Source organism: Oleisolibacter albus (assembly GCF_003336875.1).
Classification (GTDB): domain Bacteria; phylum Pseudomonadota; class Alphaproteobacteria; order Azospirillales; family Azospirillaceae; genus Niveispirillum; species Niveispirillum album.
This window is the reverse complement of record NZ_QGNJ01000029.1, coordinates 1-15,164: the sequence shown is the minus strand read 5'-3', so window position 1 is coordinate 15,164 and position 15,164 is coordinate 1. Positions and strand designations below refer to the sequence as shown.

The following is a 15,164-nucleotide window of genomic DNA, read 5'->3' as shown; positions in this document are numbered from 1 at the left end:
GCAGCCAGAACCAAGGAGGACCTTTGGCAGGCCATCGCCACCAGCATCGATGCCTTCACCCCAACTGAATGCCAAAACTACTTTGCCGCTGCGGGATATGACCTCGATTGAAAGGAAAACGCTCTAGTGCACTGACTCATTCAGAAAGTGCAGGGAGCCGGGCGATCTTGGCGAGGATGGTGCCGGCGGGCTTGGTCCAGACGAAGGGCTTGGATACCCTGTTATGCTCGCGGATGTAGCGGGTGATGGCGTCCTGGAGATCGGCCACGGACTTGAACACGCCGCGCCAGATGCTGCGGCGGGTGATGATGGAGAAGAAGCCCTCGACGGCGTTGATCCGGGAGGCCGAGGTCGGCGTGAAGTGGAAGACCCAACGCGGGTGATCGGCCAGCCCCTCCAGGACCTTGGGACGCTTGTGGGTGGCGTAATTGTCGACGATGGCGTGGATCACTTTGCCGACCGGCACCACGCGCTCGATGGCGTTGAGGAACCTGATGACCTCCTTGTGGGTGTGCTTGGGCAGGCAGCGGCCGACCACGCTGCCGTCCAGGGTGTTCAGCGCGGCGAACAGCGTGGTGGTGCCGTTGCGCTTGTAATCGTGCGTCATCGTCCCGCACTTGCCGGGCTGCAACGGCACGCCGGGTTGGGTGCGGTCGAGCGCCTGGATCTGGCTCTTCTCGTCGATGGACAGCACCACCGCGTGGCACGGCGGGTCCATATAGAGGCCGACGCTGTCTTGGCGGCAAAGGCCGGATCGGTGGAGCGCTTGAAGGTGCGCAGGCGATGGGGCTGAAAGCGATTGGCCTCCCAGATGCGCTGTACGGCGCGCAGGCTGATGCCGACCGTCCTGGCCATCTTGCGATCGCCATCGCCCGCGGCTGCATCCGCGGCGGCGCCGACCGCCGGGAGGGTAACTTTGGACGCCGACAGGGGGCAGATTCCGTGGCTGATTGACAATCAGCCGCATCACCCCGCCGTCTGCCGGTGCCGCACCAGATAGGCCAGCGTGTCCAGCGGCGTGCGGGTGGTGCAGCGGGCCTGGGCGTCGGGAAAGGCCGTGCTGGCCAGGCCGGTCAGGGTCGTGCCCGGCGGCATCTCGATGAAGAGGGTTTCGCCCAGCTCATACAGCAGGGTGGTGCTGTCGTGCCAGAGCACGGGGTTGCAGACATTGGTCGCCAGTTCCTCCACCACGGCCGGCGCATCCCGCAGCACCCGCGCCCGCCGGTTGCCGACATAGGTCAGGCGCGGTGCCCGGATGGGGATGCCGGCAAGGGCCTCGGACAGCCGGGCCGACACGCCGGCCAGAAGCGGGCAATGCGACGGCACGCTGACGGCCAGCCGCTGCGCGCGCGCGGCACCGGCCGCCCGCGCCGCCTGCACCAGCCGGTCCAGGGCGGCCACGGCACCGGTCACCACGATCTCGGTCGGGGCATTGAAGTTGGCCAGATACAGCGGTTCCGCCTCCGTGGCCTGGGAGGCCGCCAGCTGGGCCAGGCGGCGCTGGTTGAAGCCGCCGAAAGCGGCCATGCCGTAGCCCGTGGGATAGGCCTGCTCCATCAGCGTGGCACGCAGGCGGACCAGCGCCACGGCATCGTCGAAGTCCAGCGCCCCGGCGATGACGGCGGCGGTGAACGATCCCACCGACAGGCCGGCCACGGCGTCGGGCAGGACGTCACGGGTGGCCAGGGTCCGGCTCATGGCCACGCCGGCCACCAGCGCGGTCAGCTGCACGGCCAGGGTGGACTCCAGCCGCGCGGCACTGTCCAGCAGCCGCACATCCTCGCCCAGCACGCGGCTGGCCTGGTCCAGCGTCTCCGCCACCACCGGCAGCGGCGGCAGCTCATGCAGGAAGCCTTGGGTCTGGGCGCCCTGGCCCGGGCACAGGAAGGTGGTCATGGCCTTGTCTCCTCATACGGCGAAGGGGCCCAGGGATCGGCCACCAGCCGCGGACCGCGGGGTCCGCGCAGGGCCACCGGTCCGGGGCCACGGGCATATTCGGCCAGCGCCACGGCGCCGTTGGGCGTCTCCAGCAGCAGGTCGCAGCGTACCGGCAGGGCGCCAATCCCGGCCGCCAGGACGGCGGCCACGGCGCGGTCCAGCGGCGTGTCGGCACGGACGACGGCGTCCAGGTCGCTGCCGGGCGTGGCCGTGGGCCGGCCGCTCGCCAGCTCGAAGCCGACGCTGCCGGTGGGGCCGCCACGCAGCCCCAGCCGGATCAGCAAGGCTGCCAGCCGCGGCACGGCCGCCAGGGCCGGCAGCGCCGCCCGGCGCGGCGCCGGCAGCCGGTCGTAGCGGTCGGCCACGGCTTCCGGCGGGCACTGTTCGCAAACGGCACGGGTGGGCAGCCAGGCTGCCCACCGCTCGTCACGCGCCGTCCCCCGCACCCCCACGGCGATGTGCCCATCCGGGGCCGGTGCCCGCCGCACCACCACCCAGGGCGCGGCGGCCAGGGCCGGCCGCACCCAGCCGGGCATGGTGGCCGGCATGGGGCCGGTGCCGATCAGGGCATCGATCGCGGCGAGGCGCAGCAGATCATGCGGCCGGAAGGCGGACGGGCAGGCGGACCGGGGCGGCGGACGATCGGGGGACATGGGCGACGGCTCCCACGGATGCCGTTACTGCGGCGCCACCAGGGCGATGGCCACGGCCAGGCTGACGATGCTGAACAGCGAGGAGGCGACCAGGGTGGACCCGGCGACCGCCGGACGCGACCCGTAGCCGGCGCCGAAGACCAGGCCGAAGAAGCCGGCCGGGATGCCGATCAGCAGCACGACCTGGGCCGCCATCGGCTGCGGCACCTGCAGCAGGCGCACCACGCCGGCGGCCAGCAGCGGCTGGGCGATATTCTTCAGGAACACGCCCAGGATGACGTTGCCATTGATGCGGAAGGGCTGGGCCGACAGGATCAGTCCCGTCAGGAACAGACCGGCGCCGGCCGTGGCCTGGCCGATCAGGCTCAGGGACTTGCTGGCGATGACCGGGATCTGGAACCCGGACAGGGCCAGGATCACGGCCAGCATCGGGGCGATGAAGATCGGCTTCGACACCGACTTGCGCAGCGCGCCCAGGAACTGGGCCACCTTGGAGCCGCCCTCGTCCCCCTTGTTCTTCGACAGTTCCAGCAGGGTCAGCGTCAGCGGCGAGATGGTGACGGACCCCGTGGCGATGGCGATGGCCACCGGCAGGGCGGCCTGGTTGCCGTACATGCCCACCAGCAGCGGCAGGCCGATGGACGCGAAGTTCGGGAAGGAGACGGTCAGGGTCTGCACGGCCCCGTCGGCCTGGCCCAGCTTGAACAGCTTGTACTGGACCAGGGCCATGACGACGAAGACGACCAGCAGCGAGATGGCCAGCACGCCCATCAGCGAGGCGTTCTGGACGATGACGTCGCGCGGTGTGCTGGCGATGGCCGTGAACAGCGCGGCCGGCAGCGCGAACATCATCAGGAACATGTTCAACGACTTGATATTCACATTGTCGACGATGCCACGCTTGCCAGCGAAATAGCCCAGCGCCATGACAAAGAACACAGGGACCAAGGCGGACGCGATCATCATGTACATTTTCGATCACTCCCGTCTTCATCAGTTCCGTCTGAGGAAGACTCCAATTGATTGACGAAGAAAGACAGTGCGCCGGGGAGCCGGGAGCGTGGCCGCCCCCGGCGATGGACAGGCCCCGTTGCGGTCGGGGATAGCCGGTGCCCTGTGGTGCCCCTGGCACCGGCCCTGCGCGTCACGCCGTCAGACGGCGGCGTGCCACTGTTCGGCCAGCCGCCGCCGCACCTCGATGGAGGCGGCGCGCAGCTGCTGCGCCTGCGGCGAGGCGAGCCGGTTGGACAGGTCGCGTCTGCCCGAGGCGCGGACATCGGCCACGGCATCGGCCAGAACGGCGGCCACCTTGCCCGCATCGGCCGGCGTCGGCGCCGCGGCCGTCACGCCGGAGATCAGCGCATGCAGCATGCCGAGCTTGGCGTAGTTGCGGATGTCGTAGGACATGGGCGGGATCTTGTCGCCCATCTCGTCCAGCTCGCTGACCGGGCGCCTGGTGATGCGGGCGGCGGCCTGCTTGCCCATGGCGTGGACCAGCACGCCGGGGTCGTCCAGGGCCACCAGCCGGTTGGCCTGGTAGCCATGGGCCAGGAAGGCACCGGACATGCACTTGCCCACCAGCAGGGCGATGACCGGATGGCCGGCCAGACGGGCCTGGGCATAGGCGTCGGCCGCGGCCGCGCAGGCCAGATGGATGCCCAGCATCTCCTCGCGCTTGCCATAGGCCTGGCTGGTCACATCGACCACGGCGACGATGGGGCGGCGGTGGCCGTCGGTATCGGCGGCGATGGTGTCGCGCACCAGCCTGGCCAGCGTCCACCCCTGCTCCAGCCCGACCTCGCCCTTGCGGGCCCGGGGAAAGCGGTTGTCCGGGTCCGGCACCACGGCGATGAAGCGGGCGGTGTCGGCGCCCAGCGGCGCATCGACGTACAGCACCGAATTCTTGCCAGAGGCCGGCACGCCGGCCCCGCCGGTCAGGGCGTTCAGCCAGGCACGGCCGCGGCTGTCGGAAGAGGCTGTGGTGCTCATGATCATGCTCCTTTCCCCCAGGCGGCGCGCAGGGCTTTCGGGTCCGGGGCCTGGGTCGGATCAAAGGCGGCCAGCTTGGCCAGATACTCGTCGACGCGGGCGCTGCGCGGGGTGGCCGGCACGCCGGCGGCGAAGGCGGCGCGCACGGCGGCGGCGATGGCGTCGGCATCATCCTCGACCAGCGCATCCACCTGACCGATGGCGAAGCGCTGCTCGCCGCCGATCAGGCTCCAGATCGTGCGCTTGTCGGAGGCGTCCAGCTCCTGGATGCCGGCTTCCTGCTCGATCACTTCCGGGCCGTTCATGCCCAGACGGGCCTGCTTGGTGGCGACCAGATGGCTGCACAGGGAGGCGGCCAGCGACATGCCGCCGAAGCAGCCGACCATGCCGGCGATGACGCCGACCACCGGCACATGCGGCCGCAGGGCCACGATGGCGGCGTGGATCTCGGCGATCACCGCCAGACCCAGATTGGCCTCCTGCAGGCGCACGCCGCCGGTCTCGAACAGGATCACCGGCCGGGTGGGAATGCCCTTGCGATGGTCGGCCAGGGTCATCTCCAGGGCACCGGCGATCTTGGCGCCGGCGACCTCGCCCATGCTGCCGCCCTGGAAGTCGCTTTCGATGGCCGCGACCACGGCAGGCTGCCTGTCGATGGTGCCGCGCACCAGCACGACGCCGTCATCGGCCTGGGCGACGATGCCCTGCTGCGGCAGCCAGGGCGATTTCAGCCGGTCGAACGGGCCGAGGATGACCCGGCCGCTGCCGGCGTCCAGCAGGGCCGTGGCCCGGTCCTGGGCGCTCAGCTCGATGAAGCTCTTGCGGGCCAGGAACTTCTGCCAGTCCTGGGCCGGGGCGTTGACGGGGCTGCTCATTTGCTGACCTCCACGGCCTGTTCCAGGCGCAGCGCGACCATGCCGGGCGTGGCGCCGAAATCGTTGATCTCGATGGTGGCGGCCCGGTCGAAGCGGGTGAAGAAGCGGTCGATGACGTTCTTCCAGATCTGGCCGTAGCCGTTGACGCTGGTGGTGATGACCACATGCGCCTTGCCGTCGGGCGAAGGCTCCATCAGCACTTCCAGATCGCCGGAGCCGACGACGCCCACATGCACCCGCTTGGCCAGGGGGGCCGTGGCGTCGGGATAGTCGTAGTTCAGGATTTCCATGGATCGGTCTCCATCAAGGGGCAGGACCCTGCGGCGGCGGGGCAGGTGACCCTGTCGAGGAAGAGGGCGGCCGCCAGCATGTCGGCGGCCCCGCCGGGAGAAGCGTTGAGGCGCATCAGCGTGTCGTGCAGCCGGGCCAGGGCGGCCCAGCCGTCCGGCGTTGCCGTTCCGCCGGCATCCAGCACGACCCGGGCCCCGGCCATGGCGGCCCTCAGGGCCGGCAGCCCGCCGCGGTGCAGGACGCAGGTGTCGTCCATGACCGCCATCACCGCCATCAGCGCGTCCAGGCGGGCATGGGTTTCACCGGCACCGCCGGCCCGGACCCGCCGCAGGGTGGGCAGGGCCACATGCACGGCATGGGGGAAGCCGGCCTTGGCCTCGCCCCGTGCGCCCGCCACGCCGAAGCGGGCGGCCACGCTCTGGCCGTTGGACGGGGCGGCGGGGACGAAGCGGTCGGAGTAAGCGGCGATGGCCGCGGCCCGCGCCCCGATCTCCGCCGGGCTGGCGGCATGGCCCTGGGCCGTGGCCGCCAGCAGCAGGCCCAGGGCCCAGATGGCGCCGCGATGGGCATTGCTGCCGCCGGTGGCCGCCAGCATGGCCGGCTCGCCGGCCCGGCCGATGGCCGCCAGCTCTTCCCGCAGGGCGCGGGAGGCCGGCTGGCCCTCGGCTGCCTGGGCCATGGCCAGGAAGGTCGGCCGCAGTGCCCGTGCCGACCGCCGCATGGCGGCCAGGCTGAGATCGCGGTGGGCGCCGCTGCCGCGGCCATCCACCAGGGCCGGCTTGGGCGTCAGCTCCGCCTCGTCGATCAGGGCCTGGACCGCCAGATCGGCCAGACGGCCGGCCAGGGCCTGGACCTCGCCCCGGCCGTCGGGATCATAGGCCGGGGGCAGCAGGGAGGCTGGACAGGGGACACGCATGATGCGTCCCCCTTACCAGCTGCGGAACTGCGGCGGCGGGGTGTAGAGGCCGCCGGACCAGGCGACCAGATCGTCGATGCTGCGGGCCGCCAGCAGCGAACGGCTGGCCTGCTTGCGGCTGACGCCCAGATCCTCCGGCAGCGCCACGATGCCACGGGCACGAAGATCCGCCGTCTGCTTGGGATTGGCGCGGCGCCCGATCTCGGTGGCGCCGGCGATGGCGGCGATGGCGGCGCGGCGCTCCTCGCCGTTCACCTTGTAGACATAGGCGATGCCTTCCTCAGTCACCACATGGCTGACATCGTCGCCATAGATCATCACCGGGGCCACGGCCATGCCACTCTTCCGGCCGACCTCGATGGCGTCCAGGCTGTCGACGAAGGCCGGCTCACCGCCCGCCTTGAAGGTCTCCAGCGTCTGCACCACCAGCTTCTTGCCGCGGGTGATGGGCTTCTGCTCGGTGATCAGGCTCAGCCAGGCATCGCTGCTGTGGCGGCGGCCATGGGGATCGTGGCCCATATTGGGCGCGCCGCCGAAGCCGGCCAGACGGCCCAGCGTCACGGTGGAAGAGTTGGCGTCCTGGTCCATCTGCAGGGTGGAGCCGATGAACAGGTCGACGCCGTACTGGCCGGCCAGCTGGCAGAACACGCGGTTGGAGCGCAGGCTGCCGTCATTGCCGACGAAGAAGATGTCCGGGCGGGCGCGGATATATTCCTCCATGCCCACCTCGCTGCCGAAGCAGTGGACGCTGTCCACCCAGCCGCTCTCGATGGCGGGGATCAGCGTCGGGTGCGGATTCAGGGTCCAGTTGCGGCAGATCTTGCCCTTCAGGCCCAGCGATTCGCCATAGGTCGGCAGCAGCAGCTCCACCGCCGCCGTATCGAAGCCGATGCCGTGGTTCAGCGCAGTGACCCCATGGCGTTCATAGACGCCGCGGATGATCATCATGCCCATCAGCACCTGCAGCTCGCCGATATGGCGGGGGTCGCGGGTGAACAGCGGCTCCACGGCGAAGGGCTTGTCGGCCTCGACGATGAAATCGACCCAGGAGGCCGGGATGTCGACGCGCGGCAGCTCGTCCACGATCTCGTTGACCTGGGCGATGACGACGCCGTGGCGGAAGGCCGTGGCCTCGACGATGGCCGGCGTGTCCTCGGTATTGGGGCCGGTATAGATGTTGCCGTGGCGGTCGGCCTGGACGCCGCAGACCAGCGCCACCTGCGGCGTCAGATCCACGAACATGCGGGCATACAGCTCGATGTAGGTATAGATGGCGCCGATCTCCAGCTTGCCGTCTTCCAGCAGCTGGGCCACGCGCAGGCTCTGCGGGCCGGCGAAGGAGAAGTCCACCTTGCGGGCGATGCCGCGCTCGAACAGGTCCAGATGCTCGCGGCGGCTCAGCGTCGAGATCAGCAGGTGGATGTCGTGCAGCTTGGCGGGGTCGGCCTGGACCAGGGAGCGGGACAGGAAATCCGCCTGCTTCTGGTTGTTGCCTTCCAGGGCGACACGGTCGCCCGGCTTGATCAGGGTTTCCAGCGCGGGAACGATGCGGCGCGCATCGAGAACCTTGCCCGAGGCGTAGGACGAAACCGACGCCAGACGGCGCAGCTTCTCGTCCCGCATGGTGGTCCACTGGCGCACGGCGTGCGCGGCGGCCTGTACAGTCATTTCAGCATCCTCAGTTCGTCCGGGAGAACGGGAGGGGGGCGTCGGCCCGGCGGAACGGCGTCCCGTGCAGCAGCCACCCCGGTCGGGCGGCCATGGAGAACACATGACTCCGATGAATGTGTGCGACAAGCGCTTTCTTGTATACAAGATGTCCGATCCATCATCTTGATCTGCGTCAAATCGTGTACACATTTTTTGATAGCCCGACCGGCATACCCTTGGTTTGATGCGCGCCGGGGCGTTGGGCCGAGCTATCGGAACTGGCCGGGTCCGTGCGGTCTGCACGGTCAGGCCGGCCGGCCTGACAGAGGCGGATCGGCGGGTGCGGTTTGGGCGGCCGCGCTTTGGAAGGCGGGAACGGGAATGGACGCAAAGCAGGGGCAGACGGAAATGGCCGGGGGAGCGCGCCGGCGCTCGGAGGCGATCCGCGAAGCGCTGGAGGACGGCATCATCACGGGCGCCATCAGCCCCGGGGCCCATCTGGACGAGACCGAACTGGCGGAGCGGTACGGGGCCTCACGCACGCCGGTGCGCGAGGCGCTGCAACAGCTGGCGGCGGCCGGCCTGATCGAGATCCGGCCGCGCCGGGGCGCCATCGTGCCGCAGCCCGATCCCCATGCCATCCTCGACATGTTCGAGACCATGGCCGAGTTGGAGGCCAGCTGCGCCCGTCTGGCCGCCCGGCGGCTGACGGCGGAGGACCGGGCAGCCATCACCGAGGCCCATGCCCGCTGCAGCACTGCCGATGCGCTGGACCCGGACACCTACTACCATCGCAACGAGGACTTCCATCTGGCCATCTACCGGGCCAGCCACAACCGCTTCCTGGAAGAGCAGGCCACGGCCCTGCTGCGGCGGCTGCGCCCCTATCGCCGTCTGCAGTTGCGCCTTCCCAACCGCATCGCCTCGTCGCTGACGGAGCATGACGCGCTGAAGGATGCCCTGCTGGCCAACGACGCGGAACGGGCCGCCACCCTGGCCCGCGATCATGTGCAGGTCCAGGGCAGCGGCTTCGGCGACTTCATGGCCCTGCTGCGCGCCGCCGCGCGGTAGGACCCGCTGCCGCTGGGCAGCCGCGGTGGCCGCCCGGTGACCGGCCCCGCGCGCTGACGTTCGGCGCGGACAGGACGTGACCCGATGCCCGGTTGCGCAGCCCCGCCGGGCCGGGCATCCCTGGGATCTGAGCCGGCGCACGGGCGGCGGCAGAGTGGAAAGGACCGCCATGGAGCGCAAACGTATCGCCCTCGTCGCGCATGATGCGCGCAAGCAGGATCTGGTCCGCTGGGTGGCCGCCAACATCGCCGCCCTGGACGGTCAGATCTTCTGGGCCACCGGCACCACCGGGCGCATGGTGCACGAGGTGCATCCGGACCTGGAACTGACCATGCTGAAAAGCGGCCCGCTGGGCGGCGACCAGCAGATCGGTGCCATGATCGCCGAGGGGCGCATCGACTTCCTGGTGTTCTTCGTCGATGCCATGACGGCCCAGCCCCACGATGTGGACGTCAAGGCCCTGACACGGCTGGCCACGCTCTACAATGTGCCCATGGCCTGCAACGAGGCGACGGCGGACATGATCATCGCCTCTCCCCTGTTCACCGATGGCTACAAGCCCCGCCCGGCCAGCTTCACCGGCTACGAACAGCGCCCGCTCTGACCCGGGACGCCACCCCGGGCAGAAACGGGGCGGAAACGGGGCGGAAATGGGGGCCGGAACGGAAACGGCCGCCCCCTCCCCTGCCCTGCGCGACAAGGGGACGGAGCGGCCGTCACCGGCGGTCCGCACCGGGGTGCGGGCCGGCCGCCAGGGCCGGCGGCCGGCAGGCCAGGGCGACGCCGTCCATCGGTGGTGATGATGGACGGCTTCAGACCGGCGGTCACATGACTGTCGCGGCGGCGGTTTGCGCCGCCGCGATCACATGGTGCCGGATCACATGGCGCCGTAGGTGTAGGTGCGGTCCGGCACCGGGTTGATATCGTCCTCGTCGATCTCGGCCACGGCGCGGATCATCGAGCCGTCGCCCATGTACCAGCGGATCGGGAAGGCCAGGAAGCGGAAGCGCTTGTTGACCACCTTCTCCAGGTCGCCACCGAGATTCTCGACGCCGACGATGCCGTTGCCCAGCATCAGCTTGTGGCACGGCTCCCAGGTGCCGTAGCAGCCGATGGCCTCCAGCTTGCCGAACTTGGCGTCATACTTCTCCTTGCCGTGGATCTTGATATAGACGTCCTTGTCGAACTCGGCATAGGCCTCGATCCCGAACTGCTCGATGAACTCGTCGCAGACGGACTTGCCGGAATAGCCTTCCAGCTTCATGCGGGTGCCGTTGTTGCCGATGGAGGTGTGCAGCGGATGGTCCAGCGCCTGCTGGTCCATGGCCACGCACTTCACCTGATGCTTCACGAACCACTCGCCGGCCTCCACGCCGCAGCCGGTGGCGTAATGGTAGTATTCCTTGCTGTCGTCCCACTTCAGATGCATGCCGGTGCGCAGGCACAGCACCATGCCCTTCAGTTCCTCGGGCTTCACGCCGGCGCGCTCCAGCGCTTCATCCAGATCCTTGGCGGTGATCAGCCGCCAGCGCGGGGTGCGCACATCCAGGCAGACGGCGTCGCCGGTATAGGCGTCCAGTTCCAGCTCATGGGAATAAAGCGCCCGGCGGCCGTCAAACATGCGCTCCATGACGTGGCGCGGGGCATCGCAATGGGTGCCGGTATGCATGGTGATCTTCAGGGTCTGGGTCAGAACCCCGCCCTTGGCCATGCTGTGCATCGGCGCGATCTCGGGCTTCTGGAAGTACGGCCACAGCGGCATGTCACCGAAAAACGGGTGGCTGAGATCGATAAACTTCATCTTACCCATGTTTTTTCTCCAAAATATTTGGGCAATTGACAGAACCGGCTGAAATGCCGGCGCCGGCAACGGGCGTTTCCAGGACCCGGCCACGGGGACCTGACGGGGGTCACCGATCGGGTGATCGGTCCTGCGTGTCCGGAACCGGAAAAACCGTAGCACGGTACAGATGAACTGTCATGCGATGCAATGTCGCGTGACGGCGGCGAAGCTCTGCGCACAACGCATCCGGGCCACCGGGAGTGTCCCGATGGCCCGGAAAACCCGGCTTCGCATTACGAGCCGGGGATTGGTGCGAAACCGGAATGATATGGCGGCCGGATCATTTCCCGCCGCCGGCCCGCCCCCCACGATGAGGGGGCGGCCGGACCGAGCGGATGCGTCAGACGGCGCGGACCGAGACCAGGAACTGATGCACGTCGCGGCGCAGCCGGTCGGAATCCTCGGCCAGACGGGTGGCCGCCGTCAGCACCGAATGGCTGGCCTCCGTCCCCGCGGCGGCGGCCTGGGAGACACCGGCAATGTTGCCGCTGACCTGACGGGTGCCGTCGGCCGCCTCCTGCACATTGCGGGCGATCTCCGCCGTGGCCGCGCCCTGCTGCTCCACGGCCGAGGAGATGCCGGTGGAGATCTCGCGCACCTGCTCGATGATGGTGGCGATGTCCTGGATGGCGGCGACGGTGCGCCGCGTCTCCTCCTGCACGGCGGCGATCTGCTGTGTGATCTCGTCCGTGGCGCGCGCCGTCTGGGTGGCCAGGCTCTTGACCTCGCCGGCCACCACGGCGAAGCCCTTGCCGGCGTCACCGGCACGGGCCGCCTCGATGGTGGCATTGAGCGCCAGCAGGTTGGTCTGGCTGGCGATGTCGTTGATGAGGTTGACAACGGCGCCGATGCGTTCGGCGGCCCCGGCCAAGTTCTGCACCATCCCGTTGGAATAGGCAGCCCGCTCCGAGGAGATCCCGGCGATGCGGGCGGCGTCGCTGACCTGGCGGGCGATCTCGCTGATGGAGGCCGACAGTTCGCCGGTGGCCGACGCCACCGACTGGACGTTGGCCGTGGTCTGTTCGGCCGCGGCGGAAGCGCTGGTGGCCCGCTCGGCCGCGGCACCGGCGGCGGTGGTCAGGACCGTCGCCGTCTCGCGCAGGCCGGTGGCCGACTCCGTCACGGTGCCGAGCACCTGCATGACCGTGGTCTCGAACGCGCCGGTCAGGTCATCGATGGTGCGGGCACGGTCTTCCCGTGCCGCCTGCGTCGCCGCCCGCTCGGCCGTCAGCTGTTCGGCGCGGATGGCGTTGTCCTTGAACACGGCCACGGCCCGGGCCATGTCGCCGATCTCGTCGGGACGCCCGGTTCCGCCGATCTCCACGGCCAGATCCTTCTCGGCCAGCCGGCGCATGGTGGCGGACAGCGTACCCAGCAGCCGCGACACGGCGCGGAAGGACCCCAGGCTGATCAGGCCGACCAGCAGCATGGCCAGCAGCGTCCCCGCTCCCCACAGCAGCATCTGCTGCCGGGCCGCGCTGACGCGCGCCTCCACCGTCTGGGTCAGCAGACGCTCATAGAGGCCGATCATGCCGGTCAGGGCCTCGCCGCGCTGGCGCAGGGCCTCCTGCCAGACCGGCTGCACCGGGCCGGTGGCGGTTCCGGTCGCCAGCCCCCGGACGAAGCCGCGCATCTCGCCGATGCGGGCCGCCGCCGGACCGGACAGGAATGTCCGCAGGGCATCGCTGATGGCCGGCGGGGCATAGACGGTGACGCCGGGCTGGAAGGCGTCCTGGAGATGCAGCCCCATCAGGAACACGTCCGACTCGGCCGGGGACAGACGGCCGCTGCCCAGGGCCTGGGCCAGGGCCGTCTCCTCCACATGGGTGCCGTCCACATATTGCAGCAGGGCATGGAAGCCGCTGGCCAGATTGCCGATCTCGCTGGTGTCGGCGACGATACCGATGCGCTGGATGAGGTCGAACAGGCGGGGCGAGGTCGGCTGCATATGGCCGATGACATCGCCCACCTCGACCTGACGCTGATCGACCCGCGCCCGCAGTCCCGGCATGCCGTCGAGACGCTGGACGACGAAGGCGATGTCGTCGCGGGCCTCGGCATCGGGGAGGTCGGCGGCCTGGGCCGCCGCCTTGAACCGCGCCCCCGTGGCGTCCACCTCCTGGCGGGCGCGGGACAGGGCGCTGCGCACCGCGGCATCGCCGGTGGCGGCATAGCCGACGGAGGTGGTGCCCTCGCCGGGCAGGCTGACTCCGGCCAGCTGGGCCGAGGCCGCCATCAGCGCCCCCAGTTCGCGCAGGCGCGACAGCTTGTGATACTCGCCGACAGTGCGGATGGACACGATGCCGGCCATCACCACCATGAACACCAGACAGGGCACGGTGGCGGACAGCAGGATGGTCCGGAGACTGAATCTGGACATGGCCTTCCCCCGAGGACAGGTCGGCGCTCCATCCGGCGGTTCGGTAATGGCCTCTGGATGGGGCGCCGTTTGCCGGTCATTCACGGCGGGCCGGCGTCCGCATGGACATGGCGTCTGGAAAAAAGAGGGCGGAAGGGTCAGCCGTGCGGCGGACTGCCCCTTCCGCCGCCGTCCGACCTGGAGCGGGGCGTGGGCTCCCCGGTCCGCGGCCTAGGCTGGGGCCGGGGTCGGGCGGGTTTGAAATCGGGACGGGGGAAGTCCCCGTCCCGGGGGCATCGGCCGGGGTCGGCTCTGCCCTGTTTGTCGCATCCCAGTCTGTCGCAGTCCTGTCTGCCGGAAACCTGCCCGGCGCGGACCTGCCTGCGTCAGACCTGTCCGCCTCAGCCGCGTTCGACGCAGAGGGCGACGCCCATGCCGCCGCCGATGCAGAGGGTTGTGAGGCCCTTTCTGGCGCCGCGCTTCTGCATTTCGAACAGCAGGGTGGTCAGCACGCGGGCGCCGGAGGCGCCGATGGGGTGGCCGAGCGCGATGGCGCCGCCATTGACATTGACCCTGGCCGGATCCCAGCCCAGATCCTTGTTGACGGCCAGGGCCTGGGCGGCGAAGGCCTCGTTGGCCTCGATCAGGTCGAGATCGTCGACACCCCAGCCGGCCTTCTTCAGCGCCAGCCGGCTGGCCGGGATCGGGCCGGTGCCCATGACCGCCGGATCGACGCCGGCCGTGGCCCAGGCGGCGATGCGGGCCAGCGGGGTGATGCCGCGGCGGGCGGCATCCTCGGCCGTCATCAGCACCAGGGCGGCGGCGCCGTCATTGAGGCCCGAGGCGTTGCCGGCCGTCACCGTGCCGTCCTTGGCGAAGGCCGGGCGCAGCTTGGCCAGCGTCTCCACCGTGGTGCCGTGCTTGGGATGCTCGTCGCTGTCCACCACCACGTCGCCCTTGCGGCCCTTGATGGTGACGGGGACGATCTCGTCGGTGAAGCGGCCGGCCTTCTGCGCCGCTTCCGCCTTCTGCTGGCTGGCGGCGGCGAAGGCGTCCTGCTCCTCGCGGCTGAGGCCGAAGGCCCGGGCCACATTCTCGGCCGTGACGCCCATATGGTAGCCGTTGAAGGCGTCCCACAGCCCGTCGCGGATCATGGTGTCGATCAGCTCGGCGCCGCCCATCTTGGTCCCGGCGCGCAGATGCAGCGCGTGCGGCGACAGGCTCATGCTCTCCTGGCCGCCCACCACCATGATGGCGGCGTCGCCGTTGCGGATGGCCTGATAGCCCAGCGCCACCGTGCGCAGGCCCGACCCGCAGACCTGATTGATGCAGAAGGCGCTCTTCGACACCGGTATGCCGGCCTTGACCGCCGCCTGCCGCGCCGGGTTCTGCCCCTGCGCCGCCGTCAGCACCTGGCCCAGGATCACCTCGTCAACCTCGCCCGCCTCGGTCCGGGCGCGCGACAGCGCCTCGCGGATCACCAGCGCCCCAAGATCATGGGCGGCGATGCTGCTCAGAGCCCCGTTGAACCCGCCGATCGGCGTGCGCGCAGCGGCGGCGATGACAATATCCTTCATGG

The 15,164-nt window shown here is 69.8% G+C and carries 13 protein-coding genes and 1 pseudogene; 2 read left to right on the top strand and 12 right to left on the bottom strand.

Features of this window, described 5'->3' with window-relative positions; all coding sequences use genetic code 11:
* Positions 1-136: 136 nt before the first annotated feature.
* The 9 genes and pseudogenes from DK368_RS20960 to mdcA all read right to left on the bottom strand — a co-directional run.
* A pseudogene (locus DK368_RS20960) lies at positions 137-861 on the bottom strand (IS630 family transposase); the annotation flags it as partial.
* Positions 862-966: 105 nt separating this feature from the next.
* On the bottom strand, positions 967-1,896 hold the full coding sequence (mdcH, locus tag DK368_RS20955; protein ID WP_114395923.1) for a malonate decarboxylase subunit epsilon: 930 nt from the start codon (positions 1,894-1,896) through the stop codon (positions 967-969).
* Positions 1,893-2,591, bottom strand: coding sequence for a malonate decarboxylase holo-ACP synthase (locus tag DK368_RS20950; RefSeq protein ID WP_114395922.1), 699 nt, complete (start codon positions 2,589-2,591; stop codon positions 1,893-1,895). The genes mdcH and DK368_RS20950 overlap by 4 nt, the downstream gene beginning before the upstream one ends.
* Before the next feature lie 24 nt (positions 2,592-2,615).
* Positions 2,616-3,557 (bottom strand): AEC family transporter, encoded by a 942-nt coding sequence (locus DK368_RS20945; RefSeq protein ID WP_205028341.1) that lies wholly within the window; start codon positions 3,555-3,557, stop codon positions 2,616-2,618.
* 186 nt (positions 3,558-3,743) lie between these two features.
* Positions 3,744-4,580: a biotin-independent malonate decarboxylase subunit gamma gene (gene mdcE, locus DK368_RS20940; protein WP_114395920.1), complete on the bottom strand. Its 837-nt coding sequence runs from the start codon at positions 4,578-4,580 to the stop codon at positions 3,744-3,746.
* 2 nt (positions 4,581-4,582) lie between these two features.
* The gene (locus DK368_RS20935) at positions 4,583-5,455 is read right to left on the bottom strand and encodes a biotin-independent malonate decarboxylase subunit beta (RefSeq protein WP_114395919.1); all 873 of its coding nucleotides are present in this window, start codon (positions 5,453-5,455) and stop codon (positions 4,583-4,585) included.
* Entirely contained in the window at positions 5,452-5,745 is a 294-nt protein-coding gene (locus DK368_RS20930; protein WP_114395918.1) for a malonate decarboxylase subunit delta, read from the bottom strand. Before DK368_RS20930 ends, DK368_RS20935 begins: the two co-directional genes overlap by 4 nt.
* Complete coding sequence (locus tag DK368_RS20925; protein ID WP_114395917.1) at positions 5,733-6,662, bottom strand: triphosphoribosyl-dephospho-CoA synthase; 930 nt, start codon at positions 6,660-6,662, stop codon at positions 5,733-5,735. The genes DK368_RS20930 and DK368_RS20925 overlap by 13 nt, the downstream gene beginning before the upstream one ends.
* A 12-nt stretch (positions 6,663-6,674) precedes the next feature.
* A complete protein-coding gene (gene mdcA, locus DK368_RS20920; protein ID WP_114395916.1) occupies positions 6,675-8,330 on the bottom strand; it encodes a malonate decarboxylase subunit alpha in 1,656 nt (551 codons plus the stop codon).
* A gap of 363 nt (positions 8,331-8,693) precedes the next feature.
* Between mdcA and DK368_RS20915 the strand changes: the two genes are divergently transcribed.
* Together DK368_RS20915 and DK368_RS20910 are read left to right on the top strand one after the other, a co-directional pair.
* Entirely contained in the window at positions 8,694-9,383 is a 690-nt protein-coding gene (locus tag DK368_RS20915) for a GntR family transcriptional regulator (protein ID WP_205028339.1), read from the top strand.
* Positions 9,384-9,552: 169 nt separating this feature from the next.
* The gene (locus DK368_RS20910; RefSeq protein WP_114395915.1) at positions 9,553-9,987 is read left to right on the top strand and encodes a methylglyoxal synthase; all 435 of its coding nucleotides are present in this window, start codon (positions 9,553-9,555) and stop codon (positions 9,985-9,987) included.
* 273 nt (positions 9,988-10,260) lie between these two features.
* Here the strand turns inward: DK368_RS20910 and DK368_RS20905 are convergent, their stop codons facing one another.
* The 3 genes from DK368_RS20905 to DK368_RS20895 all read right to left on the bottom strand — a co-directional run bounded on the left by DK368_RS20905 (position 10,261) and on the right by DK368_RS20895 (position 15,162).
* Positions 10,261-11,193 carry a cyclase family protein gene (locus tag DK368_RS20905; RefSeq protein WP_114395914.1) on the bottom strand — a complete coding sequence of 311 codons (933 nt, stop codon included), beginning with the start codon at positions 11,191-11,193 and terminating at the stop codon, positions 10,261-10,263.
* Between the two features lie 373 nt (positions 11,194-11,566).
* Entirely contained in the window at positions 11,567-13,606 is a 2,040-nt protein-coding gene (locus DK368_RS20900; RefSeq protein ID WP_114395913.1) for a methyl-accepting chemotaxis protein, read from the bottom strand.
* Between the two features lie 380 nt (positions 13,607-13,986).
* Positions 13,987-15,162 (bottom strand): acetyl-CoA C-acetyltransferase, encoded by a 1,176-nt coding sequence (locus tag DK368_RS20895; RefSeq protein WP_114395912.1) that lies wholly within the window; start codon positions 15,160-15,162, stop codon positions 13,987-13,989.
* Positions 15,163-15,164 lie beyond the last annotated feature (2 nt).

Coding starts and splice junctions, on each gene's coding strand:
- DK368_RS20905 (WP_114395914.1), bottom strand. CDS start 11,193: ATGGGTAAGATGAAGTTTATCGATCTCAGCCACCCGTTTTTCGGTGAC.
- DK368_RS20910 (WP_114395915.1), top strand. CDS start 9,553: ATGGAGCGCAAACGTATCGCCCTCGTCGCGCATGATGCGCGCAAGCAG.
- mdcH (WP_114395923.1), bottom strand. CDS start 1,896: ATGACCACCTTCCTGTGCCCGGGCCAGGGCGCCCAGACCCAAGGCTTC.
- DK368_RS20930 (WP_114395918.1), bottom strand. CDS start 5,745: ATGGAAATCCTGAACTACGACTATCCCGACGCCACGGCCCCCCTGGCC.
- DK368_RS20900 (WP_114395913.1), bottom strand. CDS start 13,606: ATGTCCAGATTCAGTCTCCGGACCATCCTGCTGTCCGCCACCGTGCCC.
- DK368_RS20935 (WP_114395919.1), bottom strand. CDS start 5,455: ATGAGCAGCCCCGTCAACGCCCCGGCCCAGGACTGGCAGAAGTTCCTG.
- DK368_RS20950 (WP_114395922.1), bottom strand. CDS start 2,591: ATGTCCCCCGATCGTCCGCCGCCCCGGTCCGCCTGCCCGTCCGCCTTC.
- mdcA (WP_114395916.1), bottom strand. CDS start 8,330: ATGACTGTACAGGCCGCCGCGCACGCCGTGCGCCAGTGGACCACCATG.
- DK368_RS20925 (WP_114395917.1), bottom strand. CDS start 6,662: ATGCGTGTCCCCTGTCCAGCCTCCCTGCTGCCCCCGGCCTATGATCCC.
- DK368_RS20945 (WP_205028341.1), bottom strand. CDS start 3,557: ATGATGATCGCGTCCGCCTTGGTCCCTGTGTTCTTTGTCATGGCGCTG.
- DK368_RS20915 (WP_205028339.1), top strand. CDS start 8,694: ATGGACGCAAAGCAGGGGCAGACGGAAATGGCCGGGGGAGCGCGCCGG.
- DK368_RS20895 (WP_114395912.1), bottom strand. CDS start 15,162: ATGAAGGATATTGTCATCGCCGCCGCTGCGCGCACGCCGATCGGCGGG.
- mdcE (WP_114395920.1), bottom strand. CDS start 4,580: ATGAGCACCACAGCCTCTTCCGACAGCCGCGGCCGTGCCTGGCTGAAC.